Annotated in this window: 11 protein-coding genes; 8 read left to right on the top strand and 3 right to left on the bottom strand. The window is 70.3% G+C overall.

Annotation, left to right across the window (positions count from 1 at the left end; genetic code table 11):
• From QHF89_RS18215 to QHF89_RS18245, 7 genes are all read left to right on the top strand, one after another.
• Window positions 1-1,323 carry an MFS transporter gene (locus tag QHF89_RS18215; protein WP_136935436.1) on the top strand — a complete coding sequence of 441 codons (1,323 nt, stop codon included), beginning with the start codon at window positions 1-3 and terminating at the stop codon, window positions 1,321-1,323.
• Complete coding sequence (locus tag QHF89_RS18220; RefSeq protein ID WP_136970687.1) at window positions 1,324-2,271, top strand: alpha/beta hydrolase; 948 nt, start codon at window positions 1,324-1,326, stop codon at window positions 2,269-2,271.
• The gene (locus QHF89_RS18225; RefSeq protein WP_136970686.1) at window positions 2,258-3,535 is read left to right on the top strand and encodes an ATP-grasp domain-containing protein; all 1,278 of its coding nucleotides are present in this window, start codon (window positions 2,258-2,260) and stop codon (window positions 3,533-3,535) included. The genes QHF89_RS18220 and QHF89_RS18225 overlap by 14 nt, the downstream gene beginning before the upstream one ends.
• Window positions 3,532-4,479: an alpha/beta fold hydrolase gene (locus QHF89_RS18230; RefSeq protein WP_136970685.1), complete on the top strand. Its 948-nt coding sequence runs from the start codon at window positions 3,532-3,534 to the stop codon at window positions 4,477-4,479. The genes QHF89_RS18225 and QHF89_RS18230 overlap by 4 nt, the downstream gene beginning before the upstream one ends.
• 190 nt (window positions 4,480-4,669) lie before the next feature.
• Window positions 4,670-6,646: a patatin-like phospholipase family protein gene (locus QHF89_RS18235; RefSeq protein WP_136970684.1), complete on the top strand. Its 1,977-nt coding sequence runs from the start codon at window positions 4,670-4,672 to the stop codon at window positions 6,644-6,646.
• 46 nt (window positions 6,647-6,692) lie between these two features.
• The gene (locus QHF89_RS18240; RefSeq protein WP_136970683.1) at window positions 6,693-7,415 is read left to right on the top strand and encodes a hypothetical protein; all 723 of its coding nucleotides are present in this window, start codon (window positions 6,693-6,695) and stop codon (window positions 7,413-7,415) included.
• Window positions 7,412-9,979 carry a cytochrome P450 gene (locus QHF89_RS18245; protein WP_136970682.1) on the top strand — a complete coding sequence of 856 codons (2,568 nt, stop codon included), beginning with the start codon at window positions 7,412-7,414 and terminating at the stop codon, window positions 9,977-9,979. The genes QHF89_RS18240 and QHF89_RS18245 overlap by 4 nt, the downstream gene beginning before the upstream one ends.
• A gap of 166 nt (window positions 9,980-10,145) precedes the next feature.
• On the opposite strand, the gene QHF89_RS18250 is transcribed toward QHF89_RS18245, so the two are convergent.
• Together QHF89_RS18250 and QHF89_RS18255 are read right to left on the bottom strand one after the other, a co-directional pair.
• On the bottom strand, window positions 10,146-13,571 hold the full coding sequence (locus tag QHF89_RS18250; RefSeq protein WP_136972672.1) for a serine/threonine-protein kinase: 3,426 nt from the start codon (window positions 13,569-13,571) through the stop codon (window positions 10,146-10,148).
• A 102-nt stretch (window positions 13,572-13,673) separates the two neighbouring features.
• On the bottom strand, window positions 13,674-14,465 hold the full coding sequence (locus QHF89_RS18255) for a hypothetical protein (RefSeq protein WP_136972671.1): 792 nt from the start codon (window positions 14,463-14,465) through the stop codon (window positions 13,674-13,676).
• Between the two features lie 436 nt (window positions 14,466-14,901).
• Here QHF89_RS18255 and QHF89_RS18260 point away from each other — a divergent pair, with 436 nt between their 5' ends.
• Complete coding sequence (locus QHF89_RS18260; RefSeq protein WP_284720643.1) at window positions 14,902-15,690, top strand: sensor histidine kinase; 789 nt, start codon at window positions 14,902-14,904, stop codon at window positions 15,688-15,690.
• Here the strand turns inward: QHF89_RS18260 and QHF89_RS18265 are convergent.
• Complete coding sequence (locus tag QHF89_RS18265; protein ID WP_136972669.1) at window positions 15,599-17,509, bottom strand: sigma 54-interacting transcriptional regulator; 1,911 nt, start codon at window positions 17,507-17,509, stop codon at window positions 15,599-15,601. The genes QHF89_RS18260 and QHF89_RS18265 overlap by 92 nt on opposite strands.
• Window positions 17,510-17,628: the final 119 nt, after the last annotated feature.

The raw sequence follows: 17,628 nt of genomic DNA on the forward strand, positions 1-17,628 counted from the left end.
ATGACGACACAAACGAGCGACGCCGCCGCCTCGGCCCGGCGTGATTTCCGCGTGTTATGGGCCGGCCAGTCGCTGAACCTGCTCGGTGATCACTTCATGGTGCTCACGCTGCCGCTCTTGGCCGTCACGGTGATCGGCGCCTCGGCGGCGGAGGCGGCGCTGCTCCCCTTTGCCCTCTTCGTCCCCTTTTTGCTGTTCGGCCTGCCGGCCGGGGCCGTCGTCGATCGATTGCCGCGGCGCCGCACGATGATCCTCTGCGACGCCGCGCAAGCCGCGATCTTCTTGACGATCGCGGCGCTCGCCGCCACCTCCGTGCTCTCGCTGCCGTGGCTCCTCGTGCTCGTCGGCCTCGCCGGCACGGCGACGCTCTTTTTCCAGGTCGCGTACACGTCGTATCTGCCCGAGCTCTTCCCGGACGCGCGTGATTTGCAGCGGGGCAACGCGCGCCTGTTCTTCTCCGAATCCGTGTCGCGGACGCTCGGCCCCGTGCTGGCGGGGCCCGTCATCGCCGTCCTCGGGCCCGTCGTCGCGGTGGCGGCCAATGCAGGCTCGTTCGTGCTCTCCGTGCTCTCGGTCGCCGCGATCCGGCACCGCGAGCCGGCGCGCGCGCCGAGGGCCCGCAAGCCCGGCTGGATGCTCGACGACATCCGCGAGGGCCTCCGTTTCGTGTTCGGCCATTCCGAGCTCGAGCCCGTGATTCTGTGCGGCGCCGTCTACGTGCTCTTCCTCAGCATGATCGAGGCGAGCCTCGTGCTCTATTGCCGCCACGTGCTGGGCCTCGGCCCGACCGGCAGCGGCGTGGTCGTCGGCGCGGCGGCGCTCGGCTTCCCGATCGGAAACCTGCTCTCGTCCCGCCTCGTCGACCGGCTCGGCGTCGCCTCCACGCTCGTCGTCAGCGCTTGCGTGTCGGTCACGGGCCTCGTGCTCATCCCGGTCGCCGGGAGCGCGGGCTCGGCCGTCGCCCTCGTCGCGGCCAGCGTGCTGCATGGCACAGGCGAGGGCGCGTTCGGCCCGACCTCGCTCACATTGCGCCAGACGGCCACGCCTGCGCACCTGCTCGGCCGGATCAACGCGGTCCAGCGGTTCTTGTTATGGGGAACGATCCCGCTCGGCAGCCTGATCGCGTCCCTCGCCATCAAGCTCATCGGCCTCCGCGGCGCCGTTTGGATCGGCGGCCTCGGGACCTGCCTCTGCCTGCCGGTGCTGCTCCGCCGCGGCATTCGCGACGGCCTGGCCCAGCGCTGGGCCGCCGCGCGTGGCCGCGCCCTTTCGCCCTGCCCTTCGACCCCGACCGGCGCCCCGCGCGCCCCCGAGGAGGATTGAATGCACCTCGCCGACGGCCTCCAGACATTCATCGACCGATGCAACCGGGCCATGCCGCCCGACTTCTACACGCGCCCCCTCGCGGAGCAGCGCGCCCTCTATCTCGGGCTTACCCGGGAGTTCCCGTATGAAATTCCGCCGGACGTGACCCTCACCGACGACGTGGTCGCCCACGGGCGGCGGCGCGTGCGGGTACGCGTCTACCGCCCGCGTGCCCCGGTGGGCCGCGGCCTGCTCGTCTACCTTCGCGGCGGCGGGTTCGTGGTCGGCTCGCTGGAGACGCACGATACCGTCGTCGCCGAGCTTGCCAGCCGCTCAGGGCTCGTCACTGTCGCGCCCGACTTCCGGATGGCGCCCGAGCACCCGTTCCCGGCGGCCCTGGAGGATTGTTATGGCGCGCTCTCGGGCCTCGTCGTCGAGGCCGCGCGGCTCGGCGTCGATCCGGACCGCATCGTGATCGCCGGCGACAGCTCCGGCGCGAACATGGCCGTCGCCGTGGCCATGATGGCCCGGGACCGCGGCGGCCCCTCGCTCCGCGGCCAGGCCCTCATCAGCCCGGTCCTCGACTTCACCCGCTGGCGCCGCGGCGGCGCCGACGCGCCGCTGCTCACAGGTGGCGAAATGGAATACTACACAGCCTGCTACACCCCCGATTCCGCGCAGATCGAGCATCCATATGTATCTCCGCTCGTCCGCGGCGCCTTCCATGGCCTGCCGCCTGCGTACCTGATGGGCGCCGAGCTCGACTCGCTCTGCGTCGACGCGGAAAACTACGCCCGTCGCCTCCGCGAGAATGGCATCCCCGTCGACCTCGTGATCGAGCCCGGGCTCGTGCACTCGGCCGTCCGCGCGCGAGGGCTCTGCCCTGCGGTCGAGGACGCGTGGGCGAGGTTTTGCAGCCGGGCGGCGCGGCTCGCCTGCGTGGAGGGCGACCATGCCTCGAAGTGACCCGAATGGGCCGGCGGTGATCGTCGATCCCTACTCCTCGGGCGCCCTCTTTGCGCCCGCATTCAAAGCGGCCGGCGTCCCCGTGGTGGCGGTCGCGTCGAGCCCCGCGCCGCCGGCCGTCTACGCGGCCTCCTACCGGCCGGAGCACTTCCAGACGATCCTCACCGCGAGCGAGGACCTCGAGCCCCTCGTGGAGCGCCTGCGGGCCCTCGGCCCCCGGTGCGTGCTGCCGGGCTGCGAGTCCGGCGTGGAGCTCGCGGACGTGCTCGCGCCCCTCGTCGTCCCGGACGTCGCCAACGACCCCGAGAAGGCGAGCGCGCGCCGGCACAAGGGCGACATGGCGGCGGCCGTGGCCCGCGCCGGCCTCCCCATTCTCCGGCAGCTCTGCACGAGCGACGCCGACGAGGCCGAGGCGTGGCTGCGCCGCTCGAGCCTCGCCGGCCGGGATCTCGTGATCAAGCCGCCGAAGAGCGCCAGCACCGACGGCGTCACCCGCGTGCCCCGCGGCGAAGGGTGGCGGGACGTCTTCGATTCGATGCTGGGTCGTCCGAACCGCCTCGGCATCGTCAACGATCGGCTCCTCGTGCAGGAATACGTGACCGGCACCGAATACGTGGTGGACACGTTCAGCTACGAGGGAAAACACACCGTCACCGACGTGTGCCGCTACCACAAGGTGGACAACGGCCCGTACATGGCGGTCTACGAGCGCATGGAATGGTTGTCCCCGAAGACGCCGGGGATCGAACGCTTGATCGGCTACACGCGCGGCGTGCTCGACGCGGTCGGGATCCGGTTCGGCGCGGCGCACGTGGAGCTGATGCTCACCCGTGAGGGCCCGCGGCTCATCGAAATCGGCGCGCGCCCGCACGGCGGCGGCCAGCCGAGGTTCTGCCGCGTCGCGACCGGCGACAGCCAGGTGGACCGGACCGTGCGTTATTTCGCCCGGCTCGGGCACGTCCGGGAGGGGTTTGGCCTGCAAACCCACGTCCTCGTGGTGTTCCTGATCGTCCGGAGGCCGGGCATCGTGCGGAACGTCGAGGTCTTCGGCGAGGTCGAGTCGCTCGTGAGCCACCATTTCTCGGCCATCCGCTTCCGGAACGGCGATTGTCTCGAGCCCACGAGGGATCTCTTCGGCAGCCTGGACCTCGGCTTCGTGGTCCTCGCGCACGCGGACCGCTCCCAGGTGCACGCCGATTACCACAAGATCCGTGACATCGAGCGGCGGCTCTGGCTCGACGATTCCAAGGGAGCGCAAGCATGAATACGGACAAACCTGCCGCGCCCGTGGAGCCTCGATCGTTCGTTCACCCGGACGGGCGGCTCCACGACGTCGGCGGGCATCACCTCTGGGTGGAGCAGGCCGGCGCAGGCGAGACCGTGGTCTTGCTCTCCGGCCTCGGCCCCGCCGGGTCGCACGTGATCTTTCACCCGCATTTCGACGCGCTCGCCGCGGACCATCGGGTCGTGTACGTCGACCTTCATGGGCGTGGCCGTTCGGACGTCCCCGCCGATCTGCGGGCGATCACGTTCGAGAGCGACGTGGCCGACGTGGCCGCGTTGCTCCGGTCCCTCGACGTTGGTCCCGTACATTTGTACGGATTTTCGTACGGCGGCCTCCTCGCCCAGGCGCTCTCCCTCGACCACCCGGCCCTCGTACGCACGCTCGTGCTCGCCAACAGCCTGCACAGCCCGGAGATGTGGCAGCAAAACCATGCCAACATCAACCGGGAGCTCGCGAACCAATGCCCCGATGTTTGGGCGCGGATCGAGGCGATGCGCGCCGAGGGCATTGCCTCGACCGATCCGCGCATGCAGCGGGAGTTTGCCGTGGCCGCGCCGCTCGTGCGGTTCTTCAACCCCGAGAGCGCCCGCCGGCTCGCCACGGAGCCGGGCGCCCGCAACGCAGAGCTCTATCCGCTGTTTTGCGGGGACGACGTCGATTTCATCATCGGCGGCGAGGTCGCCCGCATTCCGGACTTCCGGCCGCGGCTCAAAGACGTGTCCGTCCCGATGCTCGTGCTCGCCGGCCGCTTCGACCGGGCGCTCTACCCTGCCCTGCAGCGCCAGTTCCTGACCTTCGCGCCCTCGGCCGAGTTTCGCGTGCTCGAGCGCAGCGGCTCGTTCGCGCACGTCGAGGAGCCGGACGAGGTGCTCCGGATCCTGCGCGCCTTCTGGGCGCGCGCCGAAGCGCCCCGCGTTGCCTGATCACGCAAGGTTCTGCCCACCCTTCTCCCGCCTCCCTCCCACGAACACCAGCCGAGCCGAGCGCCGCGAGATCGACGCGGGCGGGTGTTGTTTCGGTGCCCCTCGAACGAGCCGCGGCCGCCGGGGCGCTCGGCGGCGCGCGTGGCCTCATGGTTGCAACTTCGGCGTGAGGCGTGGGGGGGAACGCGGTATGTACGATCGAGCAAGCAGCGATTGCAATGAGGTCTACCGGCGCGTGCCGGACGACGACGACGCTCGGTGTGACCTCGTCATGAAGGGCGGCGTCACGAGCGGCGTCGTGTATCCGTCGGCCGTCCTCCGGCTCGCCAAGCAGCGCCGGTTCCGTTGCATTGGCGGCGCCTCGGCCGGAGCCATTGCGGCCGCGGCCGCCGCAGCGGCCGAGTATGGCCGCGCCGACGGAGGTGGCTTCGCCCGGTTCGAGCGCATGCAAGAAGACCTCGACCGCGAGGGCTTTTTGATGGGCCTCTTCCAGCCGACCGCGCGGGCGCGCCCGATCTTCGAAGTGCTCCTCCTCGCGAAGCGCCTGCGTGACCGGCAGCGGCGCGACGGAGCGCAAGGACGCATGCGCCGCCCCGTTCGGCGCCTCTTCGCGGAAATGCGAAAGGCCGAGCTCGATTCCATCTGCGCCGAAAGCCCCGGCGAAGGCTACACGCGGGGGCGGCGGTGGGGCGCGTGCGCCGGCGCGCTCGCCGCCCTCACCGTCGTGGCCCCGGCCGCTGCGCTCTTCACGTTCGTATTGCATGACGTCTCGACGGCGCGCGCGGCCGAGCTCTCGTGGCTCCCCCTGCTCCTAGGTTTGTCCCTCTGCGGGGTTTTCCTCGTCTCCGGCGCCTATCTCGGTGGAATCGCGGGGACGCTCCTCGCGAGCGCCCGGTACGTCCACGGCGACGAGGGCAAGAGCCTGTTTGGCCTGTGCACGGGATCCACCGAGGGAGACGTGATCTCCGGCCAGGTCCCGCTCACCGCATGGATGCACGAGGGCCTCCAGGAGATGGCCGGCCTGCCCCAAGACCGGCCCCTCACCGTGGGAATGCTTCATGCGAGAGGCATTCACTTCAAGGCGGTCACGTCCGACCTCAACGTCCGGCAGCCACGCGCGGTGCCCGAGGAGGAGCTCGACGGGACCATCAAAAAAGACCGCTCGTTCGTCTTCGCGGAGCACGAAATGCGCCGCCTCTTCCCCGAGAGCGTCGTCCGCTTCATGGTGGACACGGCGCCCGCGCCCGAGGGCGCAGCGCTCCCGCCCGGCTACCACGTCTTCCCGATGGACGAGCATTTGCCCGTGATCGTGGCGATGCGCATGAGCCTCAGCCTCCCCGTGCTCCTCTGCGCGGTGCCGCTCTACGCCGTCGAGGCGTCGGGCGAGCTCCGGCGCCATTGGTTCAGCGACGGCGGCATCGGCATCAACTTCCCGATCCACTTCTTCGATAGCTGGTTCCCCCGCTTTCCGACCTTCGGGATCAACCTGCGGGAGAAGGCGCCGCATTCGAAGGAGAGCCGCCACGCGGAGGACGAGGACGTGTCCTTGCCCGAGCCGCGGGACGGCCACACGTCGAGCCCATCGTTTCGCGAGATCACCGACATGAAGGATTTTTTATGGGCGGTCTTCGAGCTCGCGCAGAGCTTCCGGGACGACAGCCAGGCGGCGCTGCCCGGCTACCGCGAGCGTGTCGCCCACGTCTTCCTCGAAAAAAACGAAGGCGGGCTCAACCTGGACATGAACGTCGCGACCATCGCGAGGCTCGTCGAGAAGGGCGACACCGCGGGGCGCCTCTTCCTCGAGCGATTCGATTTCCCGCAGCATCGATGGGTGCGCACGTTGCTCCTGATGTCCCGCATGGAGGTCGAGCTCGGGCACCTCTGCAAGCGTTTCACCCCGCGTGGCCTCCGGCAGGAGCTCCACGAGCTCCTCGAAAAGGAGCAAGATGCGTATCGCAACGACCGACCGTGGTACGGCGCCGTGAGCCCCTCCGAGGAGGAATGGTTCCGCCAGGCCCGGGCGCGGATGGATGCGCTCGTCGATCTGATGGCCCGGTGGTCCGAGCTCCAGGAGACCTGGCGACAGCACCACCCGACCGAGGAGTTCTTCTTCGCCGAGCGAAGGCTCAGCCCGGCGGGGAAGCTGCGGTTCACGCCCGAAGTATGAGTGTTTCGGGGGGCATTCCGCCCGGACGAACGAACAAGGAGACGTCATGCGTGAAATGGAAACCCTCGCCTCGCCCCCGCGCGTGCGATCCCTCGTGCTCGTCACGCCAATCTTGCAGGGCTTCGTCCCCTCGCTCCCCGCGCTCCGGTACGTCGAGCGCCTCCAGGGCGTCCTGCATGGGCCCGCGGAGAGCAAGCAGGCGGGGCCGAGCGTGCTCGACATCATCGATTCCGTGCATTTCGCCCAGTGGTCCATCCTCGACGGTGGCCGGCGGCTTTTGTTCGTCTCGATGTTCGTGGGCGAGCTCGAGCCGTACCTGAAGGATTTTTCGGTTCGTATGGCCTGGGGCCTCGATCTCGTCTGGATGCATTGCGAGGGCTACCCGGGGGCCGCGCAGTTCGAGCCGTTCGTCGCCTGGGTGAAGCGACACATGGTGCAGGCCGACCGATTCCACGCGGCGAACCCGGACGTGACGGTCGTCGACGTCCGGTGGTGGAAGGCGCAGCATGCGCAATTCGAAGCATTCCGGCGCAAGGTCCGCTGCGGCGGCGACCTCGGCGCGCTCTTCGCCGAGCTCGAACGGGGGCTCGCGCGGCTCTCCGCCGTCGACGAGGAGGCCGAACGCAGCTTCCTCCTGTCGATTGAGGACAACATGCGCGCGAGCTTCCGGGATCTCCGGGAGAAGCGGCTCTTCTCGCCGGCCGAGATCGATCCCATCGAGCGCAATTTCGAGCAGGTGATGGCGAGCCTGTCAGGGGAACAAGCATGAGAACAAAAGACGAATCCAGGATCGAACTCGACGACGTGCAGGGCCACCTCCTGCTCTCCTATGGCAAGACGTTCGGCATGCGCCACGCGCGCTTCGTGTTCCTGCATTTCGAGGACGTCGCCGCCGGGCGGCGGTGGATCGCCGCGAAGATCCCTGACATCACGACGGCACGCACTGCGCCGCCGGGGCCTGCTTCCACGCTGAACCTCGCGTTCACGTTCGAGGGGCTCGAGGCGCTGGGGCTCGCCGCCGAGGAGCTCGACAGCTTCCCGGAAGAGTTTCGCGAGGGAATGGAGAAACGCGCGGCGTTCCTCGGCGACGTCGGCGAGGACGCGCCCGATCGCTGGGACCTCTTGCCGCGAGGCGCGCCGCCCCTGCACGCGATGGCCATCGTTTATGCGCGCAGCCAGGCCGAGGCGGACGCGCGTGCGAGCGAGCTTTGCGTCGAGATCGAGGCCGCGCGGACGCGCATCCTCCACGTGCAGACGGCGGCCGGGCTCGAAGGCGGGCGGGAACATTTTGGGTTTGCCGACGGCGGCAGCAACCCGAGCGTGGCCGGCGATGGGAGCGGCGCGCCGCCGGGCCGCGTGCTCGAACCCGGCGCGTTCCTGCTCGATCATCCCGACGATTTCGGCGCCGTCGCCTCCCGCCCGACCCCGAAGGAGCTGCGCCGCAATGGCACGTACCTCGCCTTGCGCAAGCTGCGCCAGGACGTGCCCGGGTTCCGCCGGTTCGTCGCGGAAAACGCGGCGATGCTGGGCATGGACGCGGAGCTCGTCGCCGCGAAGCTCATGGGGCGGTGGCGGAGCGGCGTGCCGCTGGTGCTCGCCCCCGAAAAGGACGAACCGAACATGCCCCCCGAGCGGCGCGACCATTTCGCCTACCGGACCGAGGATCCGCAGGGCCTCCGCTGCCCCTTCGGCGCGCACATCCGGCGCGCCAACCCGCGCGACGCCATGCCCGTCGCGAGGCGCACCGCGGTCCGCACGCACCGGCTCCTCCGACGCGGGATGGCGTACGGCCCGCCGCTGCCGGAGGGCCAGGACGAGGACCACGTGGATCGTGGGCTCATCTTCATCGCCTATTGCGCATCGCTCTCGCTCCAGTTCGAGATCGTGCAGCAATGGCTGAACAACGGGAACGTCAGCGGCGAGCCGAGCACGGTCCACGACCCCGTCGTCGGATCTTCGTTCTCCCAAGGGACGTTTACCGTGCCCGTGGCCGGCCCAAACGGCGAGCTTGCCTCCGTTCATACCCTCTGCGGGCTGCCGAGCTTCGTCCGGGCGCGGGGCGGCGCGTATTTCTTCGTGCCCGGCATCCACGCGCTCCGTTACCTCGTGAACGTGGCCCCACCCGAGACCCAGCCCATCGAAACGTTCCTCCAATCCTATGCGCTCGCGCAAAACGACGAGGACAAAAAGGATTCCGTCGAGGCCTGTCTGCTGGACCCTGTGACCGCGCGGCGGCCGTTCTGCGACACCGCGGAGAGCTGGCGCGCGCTGCGCAAGCAGGCGCCGATCTTCGAGACCCCGCACGGCGTGCTCGTGTCGCGCTTCCGGGACGTGCAGGAGGTCCTCGCCAAACCCGAGGTCTTCTCGGTCCAGGAATACGACGCCCGCATGGCGGCCACCGTGGGGCCGTTTCTCCTGGGCTTCGACGGCGAGCGCCACAAGCGCGAGGCCTCCCTCGCGCGCCTCGTCCTCCGGCCGCGGGATCTGCTGCGCGTGCTCGAACGCGCCCGCTTCGTCACGCACGTGCTCCTCGATCTCGCTCAAAAACGGGCGAAGGGCGAGCCGAACTTCGTTCCCCAGGTCGTCATTGCCTCGGTCGTGCGGACGGCGGGCGAATACTTCGGCGTCCCCGGACCTTCCGACGAGGATCTGTTCCTTTGGCTCAGCGTGGCGTCGGCCTACATCTTTTTCCCGCTCCCGAGCGACGAGCGCGCGGCCGCCGGCGCCGCCGCCGGCATTGCATTCCAGCAGTACCTCGACGAGCTCCTGCGCGCGCGGGAGGCCGCGATCGCCGCCGGAACCTCCGCGGAGGACGACGTGCTCGGCCGGCTCCTCGTGCTGCCCGCGGCGCACGGACTCGACCGCGCCGGCATTCGTCGAACCCTGGGCGGGCTCGTCTCCGGGACGATCGTACCGACCGCGATGACCCTCCTCCATGCCCTGGCGTACCTCCAAGGCGCGCGCGAGGCCGGCGAGCAAGCGCGCGAGGCCGCGACGAAGCGGGACATGGATCGGCTGAAAGACATCCTGCTCGAAGCCGCGCGGTTCGACCCCTATCCGTCGCTGCTCTACAGGACCGCCATGGCCGATTGTGAGCTCGCCGCGGGGACGCCCCGCGCGACCCGGATCGGAAAAGGCAGCCGGGTCATCGTCTCGCTCGGCTCGGCCATGGACGACGAGGAGGCCCTCGAACACCCCGAGGCCTTCCAGCCGGGCCGCCCGGACGAGCATTATCTCCTCTTCGGCCACGGATCCCACGCTTGTATCGGGCGATTCCTGGCCGGCCCATTGATGGCCGAAATCGCGGCCCCCCTGCTCACCCTCGGGGCCTGACACCCCTAGAGCGCCGAACGGTTCGGCGCTCTGCGAGATCGCGAAGCGAGCTCGCCTCGGGGGGTGAATCGGCCGGGCTCTGCCCGGACGAGAGGGGGACGCGAGGCGTCCCCCTCGGGACGAAAGAGGCCTAGAACATCGAACGGTTGTCAAACCGTTCGATGTTCTAGGCCGCGCGCGTGCTCCCCGGAAGGGCGATCGATTCGAGGATCGCGCGCGCCTCGCCGGCGAACCCGGCCATTCCCATGGCCTCGAACGCAGCGAGCGCCGCGGCTGCTTCCTCCTGCGCCGCGGCGGGCGTCCCTTCGTCGTGAAACACCCTCGCCGCGCAGAGGTGGGCGAGCGCCTCCTCGCGTGGTGATTTTTTCTGGCGCGCCGCATCGAGGGCCGCATCGAGGTGCTCACGCGCCACGTCCCCGCGCGTCACGAGCGCGAGCGCCCGGTGCGCGGTCGAAAGCCCGATGCGATCCCCCGCCTCGGCCCGCGCGAGCGCCGCGCGCGCATACGTCGCCGCCTCCTCGGCCCGCCCCGAGAGCGCGAGCGCCTCGGCCAGCGCGCCGTAGCTCCACGAGACGTTGAGCCGGGTCCCGGTGGCCTCGATCCATTGCACCGCTTCCCGCAGGAGCGCGAGCCCGTCCTCCCGCTTGCCCAGCGAAAAGAGGGAAAGGCCCTCGGCGGTGTTGCTCATGGCCGCGACGTACGGCGCGCCCAGGCTCTCGGCCAGCGTCCGCGCGCGCGTCGCCGTCGCCGCGCACGCCTCGAAGGCGCCTTGCCACCCCTCGACCATCGCGCGCTGCACGAGCACCGAGTCTTCGAGCGAGCGGCGCCCGAGCTCGGCGGTGATGGCGAGCGCCGTGTCGAGGGAGGCGTGCGCCTCCGCGAATTCGCCGCGGTCGCCGTGGATCATGCCCAGGTATCCGTAGCCGTACGCGCACCCCGCGGTCCGCCCGCCCCAGGGCGATTGCTCCTTCATCGAAATGCCCTGGCGGATGGACGCGAGGGCCTCGTCGTACGCCCCGCCCGCGGCGTAGTTCTGCCCCAGGTTCAGCACGAGCTGGTAGAGGAGCTTGTGATCGCCGAGCGCGCGCGCCTCGTCGATCGCTCGCTCCGAGATCCGGATGGCCCCCGCGTGATCACCGAGCGCATACGCGATCCAGCTCGCCCAGTAATCACAAAGCAGAACCCCGCCCGCGTCCCCGATCCTTGCCGCGATCTCCCGCGCCTCCGCGAGCACCTCGATCTGCCGGAGCGACGGCTCGTACAAGCACGCCTCCGCCCAGCGCACCGTGGCGCTCACGCGCCGCCGCGACACGTCCTCCGTCTGGGGGATTTTTTCGAGCCACACGAGCGCATCGCCGTACCGCCGCCGCGCGTCGTCGAGCGCGTATGCGCGTGCCGCCTTCGCCGCGGCCTCCTCGGCATAATGCGCCGCTCGCTCGATCTGCCCGCTCTCTCCATAATGGTACGCGAGCGCCTCGACGTGATCGATCCGCTGCTCGTCCGGATACACCTCCTCCAGCGCCCGCCCCACGCGCGCGTGCACGTCCCTCCGCTCGTCCTCGGGGATCTCGGCGTAGGCGCGCTCGCGGAGTTTTTCGTGAAGGAACCGGAGCCGCCCGCCGCCGCCGTCTTCGAGCACGTAGGCGCGGCGCAGGCTGCCGAGCGCGTCCATCAGCGTGGCCTCGGGCAATCCCGCGGCGCGGCGGAGCACCTCCTCGTCCACCTCGCGCCCGATCGTCGCGGAGAGCCGGGCGAGCCTTTGGCTCGGCGCGTCGAGCCCGGCGAGGTGCCGCTCGAGGAGGCCCGCGAGCGACCGCGGCAAACGGAGCGCCGCGCGCACGGCGCTCGGATCCTGTCCCCGCGCGGCGATACGGAACACGCCGCCGGCGTCCCGGTAGACGAGCCCCTCGGACAGGGCGGTGCGCAAGTATTCAGCCAGGAAAAACGGATTTCCGTCGGACGCGTCGGCCAAGAAATCGAGGAAGGCCTGGGGCATCTCGGGGAGCGCGAGCATGTCGCGGGCGACCTGCCGCGTGCTCGCCGGATCGAGGGCGCCGAGCTCGACGCGGCTCGCGCCGGGCGCCGCGAGCAGGCCCGCGAGCGCCTCGCCCACCTCGTCCGTGCGGTACGTCCCCACCACGAGCATACGCCGCCCCACGAGCGGCGTGAACACGAGGTCCCGCAAGAATCGCAGAGAGAGCTCGTCCGCCCATTGAAGATCGTCGATCGCCAGAAGCAGCGGCTCGGTCTCGGCGTAGGCGAGCAACGTCTCGGTCAGGCCGGCGACGACCCGCTGCCGGGCCGTCCGCGAGGGCAAGATCGACAGCGGCTCGGCCGCGGCCTTCGCGGGCGCGAGCGTGGCGAGCGTGGGCTCGTAGGCGGCGAGCATGGTCGCGCGCTCGCCCAGGATACGCGCCGTCTCGGCGGGGCCCGTGTGCCGGCAATGGTCGGCCATCGCGAGCAAGAGCGGTCGAAACGGATGGAGCGGCGCCGCGCCGGCCCCGTGCGCGCCGAACGCCACGCATTCCCCGGTCACCACCGTAAAACCCGCCCGCTGCGCGAGGCTCGCGAGCTGGGCGACGAGGCGCGTCTTGCCGATGCCGCTCTCGCCGCCGATGAACACGCTCCGCCCCTCCCCGCTTCGCGCGGCGCCGAGGTCCGCTTGCAGCTTCCAGACGACGTCGTGCCGGCCGATGAAGCTCGGCCGGTAGAGATAAGGCTCGGCCCAGCACCGGCGCGTGGGCTCGGCGGGCGCGAACGCCGCGAGCGCGGCCGCCACGTCCTCGGCATACCCCATTCGATCCTGCGGCCGTTTGGCGAGCAGCGCGAGGACCAGGCGATCGAGCGCCGCGGGAAGGCCGGGCACGCTCGCCGAGGGCGGCGCCGGAATCTCGCCGAGGTGTTTTCCGATCACGTCGCGGGGCGTGGGCCCCTCGAACGGCGGATGGCCGGTCAGGCATTCGTGCAGGATGCAGCCGAGCGCATACAGATCACTCCGCGCGTCCACCAGATCCCCGCGGATCTGCTCGGGCGACATATACGGCGGGCTGCCCGTCACGACGCCCGTTTCGAGCGCGTCGCGCCCGCTCGCTCCGGAGAACCTGGCGGCGATCCCGAAATCGACGAGCACCGGGGCGCCGTCGTCGCGAAGAAAGATGTTCTCCGGCTTGAGATCGCGGTGGACGAACTCGGCGCCGTGCAGGCACGACAGCGCCTCGCAGAGGCGGCGCAGGATGCCGCAGATCGTCGCGAGCTCCTCGTGCGACAGAGGCTCGCCCGGGCGCCGCGCCTCGATGAGCGCGCGCAAGGTGCGCCCGCGGAGCAGCTCCATGGCATACCACGGCCGCCCGTCGTCCACGCCCTGGGCGAGGATCTGCACGATGCCGGGGTGGCGGACGCGGCCGAGGGCGTGGATTTCGCGGCGAATGCTGGCGATCACCTGCCCAAAGGCCGCCTCGACGGTCTTGATGGCGACCTCTTGCCCCGTGTCCCGGTGCTCGCCCCAGTAGACGATCCCCATTCCCCCGCGCCCGAGGGTGCCTCGGACACGGTAGGGTCCGAACGCCGCGGACTCGTCCTGCCCTCTGGACATATCCGCAATATAATCCGCGCCTCGGTGGGGTCGAACCCGCGCCGGTCCAAGGACCCGCACGGCGCCCGGCCGCTCGAAGACGGAGCCGCCGAGCGGCCCACCTCAGCGTTTCAACGGAATCCCTACGATGACGCCGGCGCTGAACGTGCCGGCATCCACGCGCCCGGTCCCCGGCGTGTAGAACTGCGGCCCGCTGACGTGGGGCACGACGAAAAAGTGCTTGGCCCTGTACCGCAATGCAATGCCGAGCGGCACGACCGCCGGCGACTCTCCGAGCTGGTTCACGTCGAGCCCGCTTTCGATCCGCACCTCGACGCGGCGTGACAGCGGCACGTGGGCGCGGATCGGGAGGGACAATCCGAGGCGCGGCTCGGGGCCCGTGGAAATGGGCAGGTGGAGGCCCGCGTCGAACCAGAGCCGTTCCTCGGCGCCGGCCGCGGCCACGAGGCCGGGCTGGACCGTGGAGAGCACGGGGATGCGGCGGCTCGTGTCGAGCGACATCGAGAGGCTGCCGCCGAGCTCGAAGCGCCTCGTGTGCAGGAGCCCGCGCGTGATGACGAGGCGATGCGGCCCCTGCCCTTGCGCCGGGCCGAGGTGAATCGGCCCGAGGTGCGCCTCGATTTGCAGGTCGTCCGTGGCGCCCCACAAGACGCCGAGCCCGAGGTCGATCTGGCGCTCGCCCGAGGGAGCGCCGTCGATCGACGTGGAGGCATAAGGAACGACCATCCCGGGGGGAAAGAGCAGAAAACTCCCCGCAGAGGGCTTCTTGGAGGGCGCCGCGCGCTTGGCCTCGGAGGCCCTGCCCCGGTCCGCTTCGGCGGACGCTGCATGCGCATGGGTGGCGAGGGCGAGCACGGCGCCGAGCCGCACCCCGGTTCGGGATGAAAAACGCACGAAGGCTCCCTTCGCGTGAGGGCCCGCTCGGCGCGCATCACGCGTTCTGGTCGAGGGGCGCCCGAGCAAGGCGCGATCCATGCCCCGTGCGCTCGAGGATCGACGCGCTTCGCGGGGAATTCGAGGCCCGCTGCGGCGCGCACCGAGGCGACCGAGCGGCAGCGCGCCCCTTTTCTTGCCTGACCACGCAAGGGGCCAAGCGACCGAGCAGGCACGATCAAATGCGCGTTACGCGTGGATCCGGCCAAAGAAAGGGGCGCGGGCCGTGGCACGGTCGATGCTCAAGGGAAAACCGTCGAGGAGTCCAACCATGTGTGCTCGGCATCCCTCCCCAGTCCTCGCTGCCCGATCGGGCTCCCCCATCGAGGCACGACAACCCCCGCCTTGCACGCGGGCGCCGTGTGACGAGTTCATCTCGCTCGCCTCCCATGAGCTCTTGACCCCGGTCACCGCGCTCCGGCTTCAGGCGCAGCACATTCGCCGCCTCCTCTCGCAGCACCCGGAAGAGGTGCCCGCGCGCATTCCGAGCATGGTGGAGACCTTCGACCGCCAGCTCGGGCGGCTGGCCCTCCTCTGCGACGAGCTCCTGCACGCCACGCAAATCGTGGCGAGCGAGCTCCCGCTCGCGTGCGAGGACGTCGACCTCGCCACGCTCGTCGGCGAGATCGTCGACCGCGTGGAGCCGCGCCCGGACGTCCGCGCGCTCGTCACGATCAAGGTCTCCGGCGCGCCGCGGGGGCAATGGGACCGCATGCTCGTCGAGCAGCTCGTCCTGCACCTCGTCCGCAATGCGATCGTGTATGGCGAGGGCAGGCCCGTGGCCATCGACGTCGCGCAGGTGGAAGGCGGAGCCCGGCTCCTCGTGAAGGATCACGGCATTGGCATCGCAGAGGAGGACCAGGCCCGCATCTTCGAGCGATTCGAACGAGCGGTCTCTCCTTCACGGTTCGGCGGCCTCGGCCTCGGCCTCTACATCGCGCGCGCGGCCGCAGAGGCGCACGGCGGCTCGATTCGCGTCGAGAGCACGCCGGGCGAGGGCGCGACGTTCGTCGTCGAGCTCCCGACCGAGCCCGGCGTGGCGCGGCGGGCGCGGGAGCAGGCCCTCCTCCCCCACGCCGCGCACGCGATCGGGTTCACACGGGAAGGTCGTCGTCGCTCCCACCCTCGTCGTCGGACGGGGGCGGTTGCGCGGGCGGCTCGGGCGTCCCGAATCCGAGCTTTTTGATGCCGAGCACCTTCATGCGGTGGACCAGCGTCCGGAGCGGCATGTCGAGCCGGCGCGCCGCCTCCGTCTGGTTCCACTGCGACGCCCGGAGCGCCTCCACGATGACCTGCGCCTCGTAATTCTGCATTCGCGTGCGGAGCCCGCCTGCATCGTTCGCCGGGGCGGGCTCCGCAGACGCGACGAGGACCTCTTTGGCGTGGTGCGCGTTGAGCCGCCCCGCCGCGCGGACGCGCTCGGGCAGGTCGTGCACCGAGATGGAATCCCCCTCCGCGATGACCACGGCCCGCTCGATCGCATTGCGCAGCTCCCTCACGTTGCCCGACCACCCATACCCTCGAAGGAGGGCGAGCGCGTCGGGCTGGATGCGCTGGATCCGACGCTCGTTCGCCTGGTTGGCGAGCTGCAAGAAGCGCATCGCGAGCGGCTCGATCTCCTCCATGCGCTCCCGGAGCGGCGGGATGTCCAGCGTCATCGTGTTCAGGCGAAACAGGAGATCCAATCGAAAGCTGCCGGACGTTGCCATTGCTTCGAGGTCCCGGTGCGTCGCCGCGATGAGCCGCACGTCGACGTCGATCTCCTTCGTCGAGCCCACCCGCGCCACGCGCCGCGTCTCGAGCACGCGCAGGAGCGCCGCCTGCGCCGCGAGCGGCAGCTCTCCGACCTCGTCGAGGAACACCGTGCCACCCTCCGCGGCCTCGAAAATGCCCTTTTGCTGCTGCAGCGCCCCGGTGAACGCGCCGCGCTCGTACCCGAACAGCGTGCTCTCGACGAGCTGCTGCGGGATCGCGCCGCAGTTCACGCATATCATCGGCCGGGCGTGCCGTGGGCTCTGCTCGTGCAGCGCCCGCGCGATCACCTCCTTGCCCGTCCCCGTCTCGCCCTGCAAAAGGACCGGGATCGACGAGCGAGCGAGCCGCGCGACCGTCAGGAAGACCTGACGCATGGCCGCGCTCTCCACCACGGGCTGCTCGCCTGCATTGGATTGCCCAGACGGACCTCCTCCGGTCCACGGGCCGCCCTGCATCGCATGCACGGGCCGCCCGGGCGCTGCGCGCTGCAGGGCCGCGCGGCAGCCTTCGAGGAGTTTTTCGGCGGACGTCGCGGTCTCGGGCGAGGCGGCCACGCCGACGAGCAACGTCGGGCCTCCCTCCTTCGGCTCGCTGATCCGCTGCGCGATGTCGCAGGCGGCGCTGAGCGTCGCTTCCGGCAGGAGGACGGCCACGGCGTCGAGGCTATAGAGGCCCACCTTGTCGATGGGGCGCAGCTCCGTTTCCACGCGCGCGAGCCATCGACTCACGTGTGCGCCCTCGCGACCGCCCGCCCGCACCATCAGGATCGCGGCGCTGCGCCCGAAGAACCGCGCCCGGACGACCTCTTCTTCGAGCGTGCTCCGCAGCCGCTCGTAGCTCGAGAGACCGGGCAAGAGGCTCGCCTCCGGCGCGCGCTCCTCGATCGTGATGATCACGCGTCCGAGCATCACCTCGTCGCCGCACCGCGCCACGCCGTCCGTCACCCGCTCGCCCTGCACCCACGTGCCGTTCAGCGAGCCGAGATCCTCGACGCGCACCCCCCCATTTTCGAGGAGCGTGAAACGAGCGTGCTGACGCGACAGACTATCGTCGTCGATTTGCACGTCGGAAGGGGACGTCCGCCCGATGACCTGCCGGGCGCCCGGCCGGAGCTCGACGAGCTCCGTTCCATCCCGATGATAGACGAGCAAGGTCGGCCAGGTACGCGCCTGCCGGAGGGGCGCGCCCACCTCGCGTCCGCCCGGCGGGAGAGGGATGGTTTCCGTGATCTGCGCTGCGCGTGATCCCATGTTGTTATCCAACAATCTTGTCGATCGCCACGCGCGGGTCGATGGGCGAAGTTCGGGCGCCGGGCCGGCCGACGTGGCCGCGTGAATTCGCGGGGCTCGCCGGATGCGGAACGGCCTCC

This window comes from Polyangium sorediatum (genome assembly GCF_029946465.1).
In the GTDB taxonomy this organism is placed as follows: domain Bacteria; phylum Myxococcota_A; class Polyangia; order Polyangiales; family Polyangiaceae; genus Polyangium; species Polyangium fumosum.

What these genes read in the sequence shown, in the direction of transcription:
- QHF89_RS18215 (WP_136935436.1), top strand. Translation starts at nt 1, where the DNA reads ATGACGACACAAACGAGCGACGCCGCCGCCTCGGCCCGGCGTGATTTC.
- QHF89_RS18220 (WP_136970687.1), top strand. Translation starts at nt 1,324, where the DNA reads ATGCACCTCGCCGACGGCCTCCAGACATTCATCGACCGATGCAACCGG.
- QHF89_RS18225 (WP_136970686.1), top strand. Translation starts at nt 2,258, where the DNA reads ATGCCTCGAAGTGACCCGAATGGGCCGGCGGTGATCGTCGATCCCTAC.
- QHF89_RS18230 (WP_136970685.1), top strand. Translation starts at nt 3,532, where the DNA reads ATGAATACGGACAAACCTGCCGCGCCCGTGGAGCCTCGATCGTTCGTT.
- QHF89_RS18235 (WP_136970684.1), top strand. Translation starts at nt 4,670, where the DNA reads ATGTACGATCGAGCAAGCAGCGATTGCAATGAGGTCTACCGGCGCGTG.
- QHF89_RS18240 (WP_136970683.1), top strand. Translation starts at nt 6,693, where the DNA reads ATGCGTGAAATGGAAACCCTCGCCTCGCCCCCGCGCGTGCGATCCCTC.
- QHF89_RS18245 (WP_136970682.1), top strand. Translation starts at nt 7,412, where the DNA reads ATGAGAACAAAAGACGAATCCAGGATCGAACTCGACGACGTGCAGGGC.
- QHF89_RS18250 (WP_136972672.1), bottom strand. Translation starts at nt 13,571, where the DNA reads ATGTCCAGAGGGCAGGACGAGTCCGCGGCGTTCGGACCCTACCGTGTC.
- QHF89_RS18265 (WP_136972669.1), bottom strand. Translation starts at nt 17,509, where the DNA reads ATGGGATCACGCGCAGCGCAGATCACGGAAACCATCCCTCTCCCGCCG.